The sequence below is a fragment of the Streptomyces caeruleatus genome (assembly GCF_001514235.1).
In the GTDB taxonomy this organism is placed as follows: Bacteria; Actinomycetota; Actinomycetes; order Streptomycetales; family Streptomycetaceae; genus Streptomyces; species Streptomyces caeruleatus.
This window is the reverse complement of record NZ_KQ948944.1, coordinates 80,922-98,386: the sequence shown is the minus strand read 5'-3', so window position 1 is coordinate 98,386 and position 17,465 is coordinate 80,922. Positions and strand designations below refer to the sequence as shown.

The 17,465-nt window shown below is 72.8% G+C and carries 1 protein-coding gene (only partly in view); it reads left to right on the top strand.

Going from position 1 to position 17,465, the window contains the following annotated elements:
- Positions 1 to 17,465, top strand: partial view of a WXG100-like domain-containing protein gene (locus AQJ67_RS40460; protein ID WP_062724503.1) — the 3' portion only. The gene continues 41,566 nt to the left of window position 1, outside the view; the window shows 17,465 of its 59,031 coding nt (coding positions 41,567-59,031); its start codon lies beyond the left edge, outside the window; the stop codon is at positions 17,463 to 17,465.

The following is a 17,465-nucleotide window of genomic DNA, read 5'->3' as shown; positions in this document are numbered from 1 at the left end:
AGGTGGTGGTGGAGGCCGTGGGCCTCGGCACGCCCCACGGACTGACCTCGGGTACCAGCGACTTCGGGTTCGGCCGGGCCCAGGTGGCGGAGGACCGCCGGTCGTCGGTCGCGCGAGAGCCGGTCGGCACCGAGCCGCGGGCGGTCCGTGTCCCGCTGCCGTTCCTGCAGATCGCCGGAAAGATCGCCGGGATGATCAACGCCCGCGCCACCAGTCTGTCCGCGAGGACCAAGCGGAGTGTGAGGACGAAGGTCGTCGAAACCGGGGTGCCGGTCCGGACCGCGGGGCACACGGTCGCGTACCGCGTCTCGGTGCGCAGGCCCGGTCGCCTGCCCTGGAGCAAGCCCAGGACGCAGGAGGACGTCGTCCACGTCCCGGTGACGCTCGCCTGGCCCAGGCCGGCCGCGGACACCGCCCCGCCGCAAGACGACACCCAGGTCGCCGCGCAGCGGAGTACCGAGGAGATGCTGCACGCCGAGTTCAGCGGCGTCGGATCCGGCGTCTTCCACGCCGTGGAGGGCGCGCTCGGCAGCGAGTTCCCGGTGAACGATCCGGCGGCGCGGGAACTGCGTGCCTGGCTGGACCAGCTGCCCGACCACGCGCCGGAGCTGTTCGGCGGTCAGGTGGTGCGCAAGTCCTTCCCGTTCAAGGGCCGATGGGGGAGGACCCAGGTCGCGGTGGCCGTCGCCAAGGACCTCGTCGTACGGGATCTCCCGGAGGCGGAGGCCACCGTCACCCGTACCCATGAGATCAGGGAGGAGAGCACCTCGGGGCAGGGAGTGACCCGGCGCTGGGGTGGCGGCGTCACGCTGGGCGTGGGTAACACCACCCACATGACCGGCGGTATCGGCCCGGTCGTGCTGGGCTACGGCTCGACCAAGAACCTCAGTGACGTCACCGACACCCGTGTGCAGGCCTCGACGGAGACGTACACGGGACCGATTCACAAGCGACGGGTCGAGTTCGGCCTCGTCGTCCGCGTGGGCGGCCCGGACGGCGCGGCGACGCGGGTGGACGGCGGCGTGGCGACGCTGTGGACGCGGGAGCGCGACGCGGCGCCGCAGCCGGCTGAGACCCAGGACGTGGTGACCGCCGAGACAGCCGCCGAGACAGCCGGCGAGACAGCCGGCGAGGCAGTCGGCGTGGCGGAGGAGTCCGCCACCGCGCGGCCCTCCGTCCCGGAGCCGGTGGGCGTGAGCCGGTTCGCCGTCGTGGACCGGCTGGACGCCGCGTACCGGCTCGCGGACGAGACGGTGGAGGAGATCGCCGGCCGGGTGCTGCACCGTCTTGCGGCGGAAGGGCATCTGGACGCCGCTCGGCTGCCGGAGACGGCGGCGGAGTTCCGCGCCTTCCTCCGGGCGCATGCCCGGGAGGTGGCGAACGGCGGGGACGGTGTGCGGTTCCCGTTGAGCGCCTGGCGCAGTGGCGCGACGGACGTCTTCGTCCGCGGTGTGCTGCGGCCCGCGGAGGGCAGGTACCTGGGCGACGTCGCGGAGATGTCGCTGAGCGGTTCCATTGCCGCGAACCACGCCCAGAACACCGAGGTCACCCGGCGCAAGGACCACACCCTCGGCGTGGCGGCATCGGGGTACATCGTCCCGGAAGAGGATCTCGAGTTCCTCCAGGCCGGGCTGGCGTACAAGTCCAACCAGATCGTCACCCAGAAGGTGATGCAGACTCTGGGAACCGAGCGGGAGCTCGGCGGTGGCAGCGGAGTCCATCGCTTCGACTTCCCGGCCGACTTCGAGATCCGGGTGGGGGGCCGCTGGTCGGTGCCGGGTGAGGTGGCGCGGTGGCGTGAGGCGGACGGCGCCGCGGGCTACACGGCCACGACGGTTCCCGGCCGGGTCGGGGTCACGGTGCCCCAGCGTGCCGCTGTGCCCGTGGCCGAGCCGTCGGAGCGGCCGGACGAGCCTTCCGCCCCGCTGTGGCAGGACGGGGAGGCGCCGAGGACGGCCCAGCGTGAGGGGCACCTTCCCGCCGGGTACGTGCTGGACTCGCTGAAGCCGGTCCCGGGGCTGCAGACCACGGTCGCCGGGATGCTGGCCGCACCGCGTGGGACGGGCTGGCGCGAGCTGTACCGTCGGCCCCTGCTGGGCTCCGCCCCGGCCGCACTCGACCAGCACCAGGGCCGGAACTGGCTGGAGCGCAAACCGGACGAGATCAACGAGCTCAACGCCTCGCTGGACGTCCTGGAGAACTTCACCGGACCGGCGGCCCGGATGGCCGGCTTCGAGTCGATGGTGGCGTTCAAGGACACCGTCCGGCTGAAGAGCCACAACCGTGCGGGACTCGTCGGCAGCCGCGAGCTGTTCGCGCGCGTGGACCTGTCGGCTCGGATCGGCGACCCGCGGATCCTGGCGGTCGACGAGGAACACCGGTTCGGCGGTACGCGTTTCAGCCAGGTCGAGGGAACGTCGGACGCCCAGCAGACCTGGGGCGTCAGGGGCAAACTCGGCGGCGGCATCCTCACGCCGGCCGGCGACCGCATGATGGTCGGTGCCGAACTCGACGGCACGCTGACCTACGCCAGGACGCAGGGCGCGTCCTCCGTGCGCGGCGCGAAGGACGTGTCCGCCCGTGAGTGGACCGAGCGCGGCTACCTGGTGGGCTTCGACGCGACCTATGAGGCCCGTACCACCAGCGGCCGCGCCTGGCTGGACATCACGGCGCTGATCCACCGGAGCCCGGCGCAGGAGCGGTCTCGGTGGGTGAGCGTGTCCGACGCGGTCACCGTGTGGGTACCGGCGGGTGAGATCCACCGGATCGGAGAGCTGACCCGGTCGGACATCGAGAAGCTGGCGGCGGACGACGCCGAGCGGTACCTCGCGGTGGTTGACGACGCCGATGCGGAGCCGGACGAAGTGGGCGCGGACGAGGCCGCCGTGGGCGAAGCCGGCCCGCGGGAGAACGACTCGGACACCGCGTCGCAGCCGGCCGAGGACACGGTGGTGGACCAGCCGTCCGAGGACACGGTGGTGGAGCAGCCGTCCGAGGACACGATGGTGGAGCAGCCGCCCGTATTCGCCACGACGCCGGACGTCCCGGCCCTGCGGGCTCCGGCGAACACCGGCCGCGGCAGCGGTCGCGTCGAGTTGTACCGGCTGGAGGCCGGCGGTGAACTCGTCCAGCAGATCGCGCGCCGACTGGATCAGTGGTCGGTGGAGAACGGGCGGATGTCCCGGAGCTGGCTGGACATCGCCCACCAGACGCTGGGGTGGCCGGCGCGGTCGCAGGCCGAGCCCGCCCGGGTGGCCAAGTTCGACCGGATCAGTGACCGCCTCGTGCACGACGTGCTGGGCCCGACACTGCCGGCGTCCGGCTTCGGTGCGGCGATCGAGGACATGCTGAACGGCGGACGGCCGCTGTTCCTGGAGGGCGAGACACCCTTCGGCAAGGTGGAGCAGCTGGTGGTGTTGCGAGCGCGCCTGGGGGAGGGGCGCCACCACGCCACGCTCTCCCGCCACAACTCGCGGGAGGGCCTGGAGACGACCGAACGAGCGGCCGACACGACCCAGTCCGGCTGGTCCGCTCTGTGGGGTCTGTACGCCCTGGCCAACCCGGCTGTCGCGGGGCGGCCGGGCGCGATGCTCATGGCCGGAGTCGGCGGCGCGCACGCCTGGACCACCCAGTGGGAAGTGTCCCAGGAGCACACCGAGTCGGTCACCGACTCCGGGTCCGCCGAGAGCGTGCAGTTCCTCCACGATCTGCTGGTGACGATGGACGTGTACCCGTACGCGCGTCCCGGGTACTACAGCAGGCTTCTGCCGGACTGGATGCCCAGATTCGGCGGCCGCTCGTTCGGCGGTTCCTGGACCGCGCAGTTCGCGCTGCCCGGCGCGGCGCGTTCCACGGTGCCCGTGCAGGAGGCGCTGCCCCCGGCGGACGAAGCAGAACCGTCGGCCGAGCTGCCGGTCCACGGCTCGCTGGCCGAGTGGCAGCAGGGCGCCGGGCTGCCGGTCGGCCTGCCCGCGAAGACACTTGTACGTCTGTTCGACGCGCCGCAGCTGCGCGCGGTGCTGGACGAACTCGCCTTCGGAGGCCGTGAAGGGCGGCCGGTACTGCGCCCGCGTGCGGGCTTCGAACTGCAGGCGCAGACGGGCTCGGCCCTGCTGCGGTCGAAGCTGACCGAGGCGATGTCGGCGCAGGGCTACGTGATCGAGGTCTCCGGCGACGCGCTGGCACAGGTGACGGTCAAGGTCGATGTGACGGCGCGGGAGGTGGTCCGGACGATCCGCGGCGGCTCCCTGACCAGAACCGCATCCGACACCTCGCACGCCGGCACGACCTGGACGAACGCGGGCGAAGCGGGCCCGATGCCGTACGCCGACTTCCGCCCGCCGACGATCCAGGTGGAGGATCACACCGCGGCGAACCGGCCCTACCTCTTCGTCGGGGACGGGTACAGCACCTGGCTGAAGTACGGCACCCCTGAATCCGTCGCCGCTGACACGACCGTCGAGGTTCCGCAGCCCGAGGCGGCAGACGAAGCAGGCCCGCGCTACCTCGTGCGGCTGACGCCTCGGTGGACGGTCACCCCCGCCTACCACGAGAAGAAGGTCTTCCCCGCCCGGCGCCGCCCGGTCCCCGAGGAGTGGCGGGCGCCGGTCACCACCGGGCCGGACGAGCCCATCCTCCTGGTGGTCGACCAGGACGGACTGACCCGACTGGGCCTTCGCGAACCCGGTGACGACACCGGCCCGGGCGCCGAACTCGGACAGGAGGATTCCAGGAGCGGGCGGACCGCCTCGCGGCCCACGGTTCCCCTCGTGCCGGAGGAGCCGGAGGAGCCGGAGGAGCGGGAGGACCGGGAGGAGTCGGCGGAGCACTCGGACGCCCACCGCGGCGACCAGCTGTCGCCACCCGCCACCGAACCGACGGTCCGGGTGGTCGAGGAGCCGCTGCACGGCGGCCCGCAGCTCGCCGGCCACCGGCTGCGGCGGACGGACATCGCGGCGACGGAGACGTCCCCGGCGTCCTCGCGGCTGGAGCTGGTGGACGCCGAGGGCGAGGTGGTGCCGGACCGGACGCTGCTGCCGCGTGAGGGCGGTGGGTTCGTCGTCCGTGGGCCCGAGGGCGATCTGTACCTGGACACCCGTGGCCGGTTCGAGTACCGCGAACTGGAGTTGACGGGCGTCGATCACGTGGTGCGGCTTCGGGAGCCGGCGGGCATCGAGGGCCCGCTGGAACTCCTGGACCGGGAGGGCGTACCCGTGGACGGCGGACGGCTGGCCCGGTTCCCGGACGGCCTGACCGTCACCGTCCCGCTGGCGGGCCCGTACGAGGGTGCCAGGACTCAGTGGCGATTCGACTCCCGGGGAGCACTGGTCGGCCGGACGCTGACGGAGCTCGGCGAGTCGTCCGGCAGCACGGACACGGATCACGGAAAGGCGCCGGTGGGCGCGGGCGTGAGCCCGTCGGGCGAGGTGCGACAGGAACAGGCGGCCGAGGCGGAGACGTCCGGCTCCTCCATGGCGGAGGCGGCCGGCGATGTCAGGGCCGATGTGTCCGGTTCCGCCATGGCGGAGGAGTACGGCGGCGATCACACGGCCGAAGTGTCCGGCGACGCCTCCTCGGAGGCGCGTGAGGAGTCTGGGCCGACGGGGTCCGGCGGCGGCAGCCGGCGGGCGCGGTGGCGGCCCGTGCTGCCGAACGTCCCCGAGGGCCTGCCCGCGGTCCCGGAGTTCCGGTTGGTCGTGCCGTCCGCGGAGGCGGCCGCCCGGTACGAGCTTCTGGGTCTGCCGGCCGTCCCGGAGGTCGTGGACGCGAAGCTGAAGCGGGTGCCCGGTTGGACGGTGACATCGCGGGCCGACGGCGGATACACCGCGTCCGGCGACGCGGGGAACGTACGCTGGCAGTTCGGTGCGGACCGGTCGCCGCAGGCGCTGGACGTGCGGCTGTCGGGAACGGAGGACTTCCTGCGGTTCGCCGCCGGTGAGGACGGTCCCGAGCTGTCCGTGGTGGGCGAGGGCCGGTACCGGCTGGGAGACGTGCGCGACGCGTCGGGCACGCTCACCGAGGTGTGGGTCGACGCTGACGGCGACGACCTCGGGTGGCGCTTCGACGGCAACGGCGTGCCCCGGGACGTCGAGGTGTCGCTGTCGGGCGAAGGGCTGCCCGATCACCTCGCGGACGCGGTGATCCGCAAGCGCCGCGTCCCGGTCTCCGAGAGCGCGCCCAGGGGCTGGGTCGCGGAGCTGGCCGCCGGCGATCCGTGGGTCGAGGCGACCCACGCTCTGCAGACGACGCCGGACGCGTACGTCCTGACCGACCGGGTGACCGGCGCCGAGCTTCGTTTCGGGCCGGACGGGGCCCTGATGCCCCCGCGTCAGAGCCGTCGGGCGCCCTGGCGGGCATGGCTGCGTCGCCTGAACGAGGGGCTGTTCGCGAAGCGTGCCCCCCGGGTGAAGCCGCAGAACCATGTGGGCACGGTCGGCCTGGAGTTCGACCCGGAGCTGGCCCGGATCTTCGAGGAGACCCTGCCCAAGGCGCGGCGGACCGGCACACGCGACGAGTCGGCCTCGTGGCTGATGCCGTTGATCTCACGCGATGCCACGGACCACCTGCTCGGTATGGGGTTGGACCCGTCGGAGGACTCGGAGGGCCTCGCCGAGCTGCGGGCCGGTGCCCACGAGACGTTGTGGGCGGACGCGCGGCGGGTGCTGGAGGAGGCCGGCCCGGTCGCGGACGCGGCCGGACGTTCCATGGACGGGTTCACGGTGCTGCCCGCGCAGCCGGGTGGGCTGCGCCGGGTGGTGCACGAGGCCACGGGCCTGGAAACCGGCTTCGGGCGCCGGGGCGAACTCGTCTCGCACCAGGTCTACCTGCACGAGGTCCCCACGGAGCTGGTGGGACAGCCGGTCGAGGCCACCCACATGCCGGACGGGGAGCTGGAGTTCGCCTGGGCGCGCACGGCACGGGCCGAAGAGCACCTCACCGTCGGCCGACCGGTCGACGAGCCCGGGGAGGACAGGGACCCCCGCCGTCAGTTCCTCGTCGAGGACCGGCGCGCCGGAGTCACGTTCTTCTTCACCGCCGATGGCACGCTGACCGAGACCGTCCAGGCACCGGGGGGCCCGTGGTCCCCGGCGTCCGGCACCGATGACTCCGAGGCGTCCACGGACGCCGTGCGGGAGGGCGGGCGGCTGACGGATGTGTCCGTGGCTCCCGCCGGGCCGCAATCGCCCCGTGCCGAGGTCCCGCCGTCCCTGGAACAGGACGGCGTCGACGGCGCGTCGGCCGAGGCGGAGGCCGAGGCGGAGGTGCCGGGCGACTCGCTGTCGCGGGTGGACGAGGCGGAGCGGGCGGAGACGCCCACCGACGCCGTGCGGGCGCCCGGCACCACGGCCGGCCCCGCCGGGCTCGCCGAGCAGACGGTCCGGCCACACGCCGAAGCCCCCTGGTACATGGGCCGGGACGGCGTCCACGCCCACGGCGAGCTGAACATCACCGCCGTAGAGCCCTGGGACGAGGCGCTGGTCCGGCAGTGGGCCAACAACATCGCGTACGCCGTACGGCGCGACGGCGACAGCCCGGAGCTGGAAACGGGCATCCGCGAGGGCCTGCGCACCCTGCTGCGCGACGGGGCCGTGCCCGCGACGCTCGCGGCCGGCGGGGACACCGCCGGCACAGCCGCGGCAGAACGTGAGCGGCGACTGGACTTCTGGGAGGGGGCCCTCCAGCGCGGGCTGCTGCTCACCGCGGGCGGCCGTGTGCTGTGGCTGCGGCCGGTACTGCGGAACGTCGAGCCGTCGCCGAACGAGGCCTCCGCGATCGACCAGTACACCCTCAACTGGGGGTCCTTGGCCACGACGCACCAGTCCGCGTGGGAGCGGGGCTGGGCCGGCGTGAACTCCCTGCTGACGGCGGTGTCCACGGGCGCGAAAGCCATGTCGTCGGTGACGCCGACGCCCGTGCTGAGCGTCGCCGCACACCGCACGGGCGGGGCTCGGACGAACCGCAGGGTGGTCTTCGACCGGAAGATCTGGATGCAACAGAGCACCCCGTTCCGCGCGGGCCTGCAGGTGCGCGTCTTCGTCGACGGCGAGGAACGCCCCCACGACCTGGTCACCGACGCCCGCCTCACCGTGCGCCTCCCCAGGGCGCTGACCGTCCCGGACGCTCTGCACCACCTCTCCCGGGCCGCCGCCGAGCGAGACGGGGAACAGCGGGAGGCCCGGCGTCATCGGGCGCGTACGGTCATCAACGCCATCGATCTGACAGCGGCGGCCGCCGAGTTCGAGCGCCGACTGCACAGCGCCGGGCTGCCCACCGATGTCGTACGGGCGCTGATGGACCGAACCCTCACCCAGCTGAACGAGCGGTCCGCCATCAACCGGAGCCGGTACCTCCTGGACAACGAGCTCGTGACGGACCGGGTCTCCCTCCCCGTGGGACTCGGCCGGTCCTTCAAGGGCCATGTGGCGATCAGCGCGACGATCGAGGGGCTGACGTACCTGGGCGACACCGTCAAGGTCCCGGTGCGTGAGGACTCCGCCAGCACGCTCGTCGTTCACCGGAGGCAGGGCTCGAAGAGCGGCCTGACCATGGGCGCGCGGATCGCCGCGGGGCCCGCGGAGTTCTTCTCGCTCACCGGCCAGGTCCAGCGCGACACCGGTCAGGGCCTGGCCGTGACGACCGGCATCCACACCGTCGTCCAGACCACCGACGACCAGGCGCGCTACCGCGCCTGGCTGGACGTCTCCCTCGAGGTGCGCTCCACCACGCACCGGATCGAGCCGCTCACCGTCCTCGTGCCGGCCGAGCTCGGCGTGCCCAGCCATGAGGCCGCCGACTTCGAGCGCGGCGTGCTCGGTCAGGACGCCCCGCTGCTCCGGCAGCCCGGGCAGGAACCGAACGGCCCGGTCGAGGCACGGCCGTACGTACGGTCGCTGCTCGCCGCGGCCGGCGAGCTGGGCGTCGGCCTGCCCGACACCGCGTTCCAGCGCCCCGAGCGGCTGGACGCGCCCCTGCCGGAACCGCACGAGCGTGAGCCGCTGGCCCTGGCATCGCGGCGAGGCCTGGGCTTCGCGGTCGTCATCGGGCTGCCCGGTGCCGAACTGGTCCACGACCAGATCCGGACGGTCATCGGGGCGACGCATGAGCAGCTGGCCGGCCGTCGGCTGACGCCGACCAGCCGGCCGCCCTTCGTCAAGCCGGGCGCCCCCCGCGTCAACTGGGCCATGGCGGACCGGGAGTTGCTCACCTCGTTCGGGCGGCCGGCCCTGGAGAGCGATCTGACGCAGTTGATGTCCGGCGTCGAGGACTCCGTGCGGCTGGGCGGCCGGACGTACCACGTGTCGGTGACCGCCCGGCTGCTCGACCGGGTCGCAGGCGCCACCGGTGACGAGGGGCGGCCGATGTCGCTCAACGTCCGTTCCGGGCAGGGCGCCACCGTCACCGGCGAGCGGGAGAACACCTGGAACGTGCGGACCTTCCTGGGCGCACAGGCCCGCGTGGCGCCGGCGAAGCTCATCGGTCTCCGACTCGGGCGGGCGGGTCTGGCCGGCAGCATCGGCGGCGGCACCGCGCACCAGTTCTCCGGTGGGGCGCAGTCCACGCAGCGTGCCGACATGGGTGGCTTGGCCGACGAGCACGTGTACGACGTCGTCTACGAGCTGTCCGTGCGCACGGACGGCCACCCACCGCAGACGTGGTGGATCGACCGGCCGGACGAGGTGGTGGCCCGGGTGGCCGTGCCGCATCTGCATGTGCCCGCGGAGAGGCTCCCGGAGCAGCTGCTGGCCGAAGCCGGCCAGGTCCACACCCTTCAGGAACTGCCGCCCCCGGACCGGCTGGTGGACTTCGCCAGCCACGGCACCGCCGCGGTGTACCGGTCCTTCCTGTCCGTGCCCGAAGTGGTGCGCGCGGCGGCGACGATGTACCAGGAGGCCAACGGCCATCCGGACGAGTGGCTGACCGACTCGGCGAACTGGCCCGCGGAGATCGCGACGTTGTTCTCGCCCAGCACGCTGGTGGCACACTTCCCGTCGCTGACCGGCGCTCAAGGGTGGCTCGTGGACCTGCCCGACGGGCCGGACGGGTGGCACCAGGCCCTGCGTCTTCAGGTCGCCGCCACCGAGCCGCACCACGTGCGGGCGCACAGCGGGGCCGCCTTCCAGCTGTGGCAGAACACCAGTGGCGACGCCAAGTACGAGCGCAGCGGCGAGCGCAGCCGTGCCCTCGGCATGGCCGGCCGCATCGGTCCCTTCCTCCACATAGGCCCCGGCGAGGACGAGGGTGCCGAGATCGCGGCCGGCGTGGACCGGGCGCCGAGTGAGCCCGTCGGCGGGGAGCAGGCCCCCCTGACCGTGGACCTCGGCGTCACCGTAGGCGCCGGACTCGAATGGGGATGGGAGACCGGCCATGGCACCGCCGTCGGACCGGTCGGCATCACCCGGGGCACGTACGGCGGGCCGAAGCACACCTACCGCGCCCACGCGGTGTTCCGGATCACGCTGAACCGGTGGCGGGCGCCCCGCGTGACCGACGGGCTGACCCGCACCGCGTCCGGCATGAGCGCCGTCGAGCGGGTGCTGGAGGTCAGGCACGGCCTGGAGTTCGTCGTCCCCGAGCGGCGGATCTTCGACCTGGGTCTGCCGGTGCCGGACGGCGTGACCCGCGTCGAGCCGCAGCAGCCGACCGGTCGCTTCGACCTGGCGCTGCTGCCCGGAGGTTCGCACCCCGAGGTGCTGCGGTCGGACGGCGTGCTCGAGACGATGCGGCAGTGGCTCACGGACCAGGGCTTGCTGCGGCCCGGCCCCGACGGTTCCAGTCACATGCCGAGCCTGCTGTCGAGTTCCCTGGAGGCCTCCTACTCGCCCGTCGCCCTGCTTGAGCAGTTCACCCTGCTGAACACGACCGGCGTCACGCGGTGGCTGCCCGTTCCGTCCGCGTTCGGTGCCACCCGGTACCTGTGGACCAAGGTCACCGCCGAGACCCTGGAGCCGATGTCGCAGCACGACCGGCCTGAGATGACCATGATGCTGCGAGGCAAGGCGATCACGGAGAAGACGACCAGCACGTCCCGTTCGAACGAAGTCGAGGCCGAAGGCGAACTGCACGGCAGGATCGGTGCTTCGGCGGTCGCCGGAGTACAGGCCGCGATCGGCTGGTCCGGGAAGTCGGACTCCGCCCACGATCGGCACGGGGAGAGCGTGGAGGTCTACTGGGGCCAGACCCGCAACCCGTCGGTCGAGTTCCAGTTGCGGCAGCGGTTCAAGGTCGAGATGGTCATCACCGAGCAGCTGCCCGAGGTCCTCTCCGCACCCGTCCGCGCCTTCCACGGGGTGGCGCTCGCCGCCTCCAGCCTGATGGGGCGCCGGCGTCGGGAGGCGACCCGCTCCCAGCGGCGTACGCCGTTCCTGGCCAGGTTCCCGCAGCGGCCCGAGGACGGGCACGTCGACGGCTGGGTGCGGGTCATCGTCCCCGCGCACCTCGTCCAGCCGGGCCCGGAACCCCAGCGCGTCCCCGGCCGCCGGCAGGACCCGGCCCCGGTGTGGGCGTCCCGGGAAGAGCCGCTGAACGACGCGCTGGTGGACCTGATGTCCGAGCACGCGCACCCCTGGGCGCTGCCCGCCGCGGCCACGATCAACCGCTGGGCCGCGCTGCCCGCCGCCCCTTCCACAGTGCGCCCCCGGCCCGAGAGGCCCGAGTCCTGGCGCCCGGACGGCACCACGCTGCTCGGCATGCTGTACGACCACCTCACCCATGAGGTGCACATGCGGCTCAGCATGGAGCGGCTGCTGCGGCACGGGTACCAAGTGCCGGTCGGCGGCGAGCAGGTGACCGTGGGTCTGCGGATCACCCGCGTCACCCCACTGCCGACGTCCGACGTCGACATCCTTTCGCGTCACTTCGTCCAGGGGCGCGAGTCGCAGGAGCACCTCCGCGGCCGAACCGGCGGAGCCTTCGCCGCGCTCGGCCCCGTCGTCGGCCAGGAGACCGATGAACGCTCGCTGCGGGACTCGCTGGCCCTCCGCCATGAGACAGAGAGGTCGGCGGAGCGCGCCGCGGAGTCCGAGGAGATCCTGGAACGCAACGTCGCGTCCGTCCGGCCGTTCCGCTACTACAAGGCCGATACCGAGATCGTTCTCTCCGGCCCGCACGGGAAGCTGCTCGTCCAGGCTCCCGACGGTCTGTACTTCATGCTGCCCACCGCCCTCGCCGACGCGCCCGCCCTGCGGGAGATCCTTGCCGAGCCCTCCGGGAGGACTTCCGAAGCCGATCTGCCGGACGGACAGGACGGTCCCGGCAGCGGGGAAACCTCGCGGCACTCGGCGCCTCAGGCCCCGGCCACCCCGGCCGCCACCCTAGAAGCCATCGGAGAGGCCATCGAAGAGGCCGCCGAAGAGGCCGCCGAAGAGGTCACCGAACAGGGCCGCCCGTCGGATGCCGTACCCGACGCCGTCACCCTGGCGCTGCCGTTCGACGAGCAGGCGCGCGCGGTCTCCGCGCAGACCGCCGATAGCGACCACGCGGACCCGTGGTCGCTGCCGACGGAGCCCGGCGAACTCGCCCGCAGGGCGCGAGCCGACCGGCCGAAGCTCCTGAACCACATCGACGGGGCGGAGATACGGGCCGCGATCGACCGGTTGCTCGGCACCGCGGCGTCCGACCGGTCCATCCGCGAACTCGTCGAGAACGCCTTCTCGGACGAGAGCATCAAAGCGAACTTCCACCGGGCGCTCGACGGCGGCCAGGTGGCCGATCTCAGCCCCGGGGTCAACGGCGGCCCGCAGATCATCCTGGAGGCGGTGGGCCTGGGAAGCCCGCACGGACTGAGCTCCGGCAGCACGGAGTTCGGGTTCGGCCGCAGCCAGGAGCCGACGGGCCGCAGCACGTCGAGCGGCCGTGCCCGGTCGCTGGTGGAGCCGCGTCTGATCCGTCTGCCGATTCCCTTCTTCCTCTTCTTCGGAAGGGTTGTCGGACTCGTCAACCACCGGAGTTCGGCGCTGTCCTCCGCCGTGGAGCGCGGCGGGGAGACGAAGGTCGTGGAGGCGGACACGCCGAGCACCACCGCCGCGCACACGGCCCTCTACCGGCTCTCCGTCCGGGTGCCCGGACGCCGGCCCTGGAGCAAGCCGGTGACCAGGGTCGACTACGTCCCCGTGGACGTCACGCTGGCCTGGCCCCGGCACGACCTCGCGGCGGGAACGAACGCGCATACGAGCGCGGGCGCGGGCACGGTCGCCGGGGCACCGGCACTGCGGCCCCGGGCGATCGAACACGCCGTCCTCGCCGGTCTCGGCGACGTCGACAAGGCGGTGCAGAGTGCGCTGGGCAGCGACTTCAAGCTGAACGACCCCGCGGCGCGGGAGTTCCGCGCGTGGCTGGACCAACTGGCCGACCATGCGCCGGAACTCCTCGGCGGGCAGGTCCTGCGCAAGTCCTTCCCGTTCGCGGGCCGGTGGGGGAGGACCCGGATCGCGGTGGCGCTCGCCGACCTGGTCGTGCGGGACCTCCCGGAGACGGAGGCGAGCATCGCCCACACGCGTACCGTCGGTGCGCAGAGCACCTCTGAACAGGGCTACGTACGCCGCGCCGGCGGCGGCGTCATCGTGGGCGTCGGCGGCACCACGGCGCTGACCGCCAACCTCGGCGTGGTCCACATGGACTACCGCCTCACCAGGACCGGCACCGGCACCACCGGGCGGCGCGAGCACGTCGCGGAGGAGACGTACGCCGGTCCGGTCGCCAAGCAGCGAGCCGAGTTCACCTACGTGGTGCAGGTGGGCTCGGGCCCGAAGAGCGTGGCACAGCGGGTGCCCGGCGGCACCGCGACCCTGTGGACGCGCAAGCCCGACGAATCGCCCGCGCCCCTGGTGCCCGCGACCGAGCCGGCCGGCGTGAGCCGGTTCGAGGTCCCCGACCGGCTGGAGGCCGCGTACCGGATCGGGGACGAGACGGTGGAGGACATCGTCGGCCGGGTGCTGCACCGACTGGAGGCGGAGGGCCTGCTGGAGGCCCGGCATCTGCCGAAGGCGGCGGCCGACTTCCGTGCCTTCCTGCGCGATCGGGCGCGCGAGGCCGCGGTCGGCGGGGACGGTGTGCGCTTCCCGTTGAGCGCCTGGATCAACGGCGCGCCGGATGTGTTCGTCCGCGGCACGATGCGGGTCGTTGACGCGCGGTACCTCGGTGAGGGCGTCGGGGTGGCGCTCGGCGGCTCGATCGGAGCCAGCCACACGCAGCACAGCGCGGTCACCAAACGCAAGGACACGTCCACGGGCATCGCCGCCGCCGGGTACACCGGCGACCAGGAGATCGAGTTCGGCACCTTCCAGATCACCTACAAGAAGAACAGCGCCGACACGGAGAGGGCCGGGCAGAAGGTCGGCTTCGAGCAGCCGCTGGGTGGCGGTGAGCGCATCCACCGCTTCGACTATCCGGTCGACTTCCAGGTGCTGGTGGGCGGTCGCTGGTCGGTCCCCGGCGAGGTGGCGCAGTGGCGCGACGCCGAAGGGGCCGCGGGTTACACGACGGCGATCGTTCCCGGCCGGGTCGAGGTGGTGGTACCCGAGCGCGAGGCGGCGGTGCTGGCGGAACCGTCGGACTCGGCCGACGCGGACTCCCGCCCGGTGTGGCAGGACGGTGCCGCCCCCGAGGCGACCGAGCGGGAGGGACAGCTGCCGGCCGGTTACACGCTGGAGTCGTTGAAGCCCGTCCCCGGGCTGCGGGGAACCGTGGCGGAGATGCTGGCCGCACCCGGCGGGACAAGCTGGCGGGAGCTGTACCGGCGGCCGCTGCTGGGCACCGCTCCGGTGGCGTTCGACCGGCACCAGGGCCGGAACTGGTTCGAGCGGATACCGGACGAGCCGAACGAGCGCAACGCGTCCTTGGACGTCCTGGAGACCTTCACCAGCCCCGAGGCCCGCATGGCCGGGTTCGAGCAGGCGGCGGGCTTCAAGGACACCGTGCGTCTGAAGAGCCACAACCGGGCGGGTCTGGCCGGCACCCGGGAGCGGTTCGCACGGCTCGACCTGTCGGCCCGGCTCGGGGGCGCCCGGGTGCTCGCGCGCGACGACGAGCATCACTTCGGCGGCACGCGGTTCGGCGAGACCGCCTGGGAGAAGGACGTGCAGCAGGGGTGGGGCGTCAGAGCCAAGCTCGGCGGCGGCGTCATGGCCGAAATCCGTCATGTGCTCGGCTACTTCGGTCCCGACCTCGACACCGCGGCGATGTACTCCCAGGTGAAGGGCGTCTCGGCGGGCGACGCGGCCAAGGACGTCGCGGCCGGGGACTGGGTCGAACGTGGGTACCTGGTGGGCTTCGACGCCACGTACGAGGTGCACACCGCCGTCGGCCGGGCGTGGCAGGACGTCTTCACCCTGCTCCACCGGGGGACCACTGAGGAACGGTCGAAGTGGGTGCGGGTGCCCGAGGCGGTCAAGGTGTGGGTACCGGCGAGCGAGATGCACCGGATCGGTGCGCTGACCGAGTCCGATGTCGCGAAGCTGGAGGAGGCCGACGCCGGGCGCTACCTGGCCGGCCGGACGGAAGCCGCCGCGCAGGCCGCGCCGGAGGAGCACCTTTCGACCGTGGAAGTGCCGTCCCCGTTGCCGCTCTCGTTGCCGCCCGCGGTGCGGGCGCCGGTGAACGTGGGCCGGGGCACCGGTCGGGTGGAGCTGTACCGGCTGGAGTCGGCGGGCGAGCTGGTGCAGCAGATCGCGCGCAGGCTGGAGCAGTGGTCGGTCGAGAACGGCCGGATGAGCCGGAGTTGGCTGGGGCTCGCGTATCAGACGCTGGGCAGGCCGGTGGAGCCGCAGGGGCCCGCGCGCGTCGCGAAGTTCGATCGGATCAACGACCGGTTGATCCACGATGTGCTGGGTCCGGCGCTCAGCCCGTCCGGCTTCGGCGCGGTGATCGAGGAGATGCTCAACGGCGGGCGGCCGATCTTCCTGGAGGGCGACACGCCGTTCGGCAAGGTGGAGCAGCTGGTGGTGCTCCGGGCCAGGCTGGGGCAGGGCGACTACCACCGGGTACTCACCGGCCACACGGCCCGCTCCGGCCTGGAGTCCACCCGGCGCACCGGCGAGATGAGGCGCACCGGTTGGGAGTACGAAGCGATTCCCACCACCTTCTGGTATCCGGCGGTGGCGGGGATGCCGACGTCGCTCCTCATGTTCGGTCCCCTCTCCGGTGTGCACGCCCGGACCAAGGAGTGGGAGTTCTCACGGGAGTTCGAGGAGTCCGTCACCAGCGCCGGGTCCCAGGAGAGCGTGCAGTTCCTCCACGACCTGGTGGTGACCATGGACGTGTACCCGTTCGCGAGTCCGGGTCATTACAGCCGGCATCTGCCGGAGCGGCTGCCGAAGCTGGGTGGGCGCCGCTTCGGCGGGAAGTGGAGTGAGGAATTCACGCTGCCGGGTGCGGCGCGGTCGACGGTCCCGGCGGACGAGGTGCTGCCGGCCCGGGCAGACGCCGACACACCGGGCGCCGTACGGGTCGACGACTCGTTGGTGGCCTGGCAGCAAGGCGCGGAAGTGCCTCTCGGATTGCCGGCGAAGGCACTGGTGCGCCCGTTCGACGCGCCGCGGTTGCACGCACTCCTGGACGAACTGGCGCTTCCCGGGGCCGAGTCGGAGCGCCCGGTGCTGCGTCCCTGGGCGGGCTTCCAACTGCAGGCGCAGACCGGCTCGGTGCTGCTGCGTTCAAAGCTGCGGCAGGCGATGTCACCGGAGGGCTACCGCGTCGAGGTCGCCGGGGACGCCCTGTCCCACGTGACGATCGCGGTCGACTTCGTCGCACGAGAGGTCGTCCGGGCCATCGAGGGCGGCTCCCTGACCAGCACCTCGGCGGAGAGCTCGCACGCGGCGACGGCGTCGGAGGTCGTGAACGAAGGGGGCCCGTACTGGTACACGGACGTGCGAGGGCCCGACGTCCACGCCGGACACCACGAGGCGGCCTACCGCCCGTTCGGCATGGTCGGTGACGTGGCCGCCAACTGGCTGGAACGGGAGCGCAGGACGGACGCTTCCTTCAGCACGGAGCGGCACGCCGATGCCGATGCCGATGCCCGGGGCGGCGGCCGGCGGTATCTGCTCCGGTTGACCCCGCAGTGGACGGTCACCCCGGCCTACCGGGAGAAGAAGCGCTTCCTCAGGGGCCGTGAGGCAGTGCCCCCGCAGTGGGAGATGCCGCTCATCACCGGACCGGACGAGCCGATCCTCGTGGAGGTGGACCGGGACGGCCTCGCCCAGCTGGGCTTGCAGGCTCCGATGCCCTTGCCCCTCCCCGAGAAGGGCACCACCACGGCGGACGCCACGGCGACCACCGCCCGCGACCACACCGGCACCGCCCCGATGGCGGTTCGTCGGGACGAACCCGACATGGTGCCGCACCAGTCGGCCGGAGCGGAGACCACCGAGGCCAGCGCGGAGAGGTTCCTCGCACGCCTCAGCCGTGATCACCGCAGTGCCGGTGCGGACAGCCGCACCGACACAGAGCAACGAAGGGAACAACGCTGA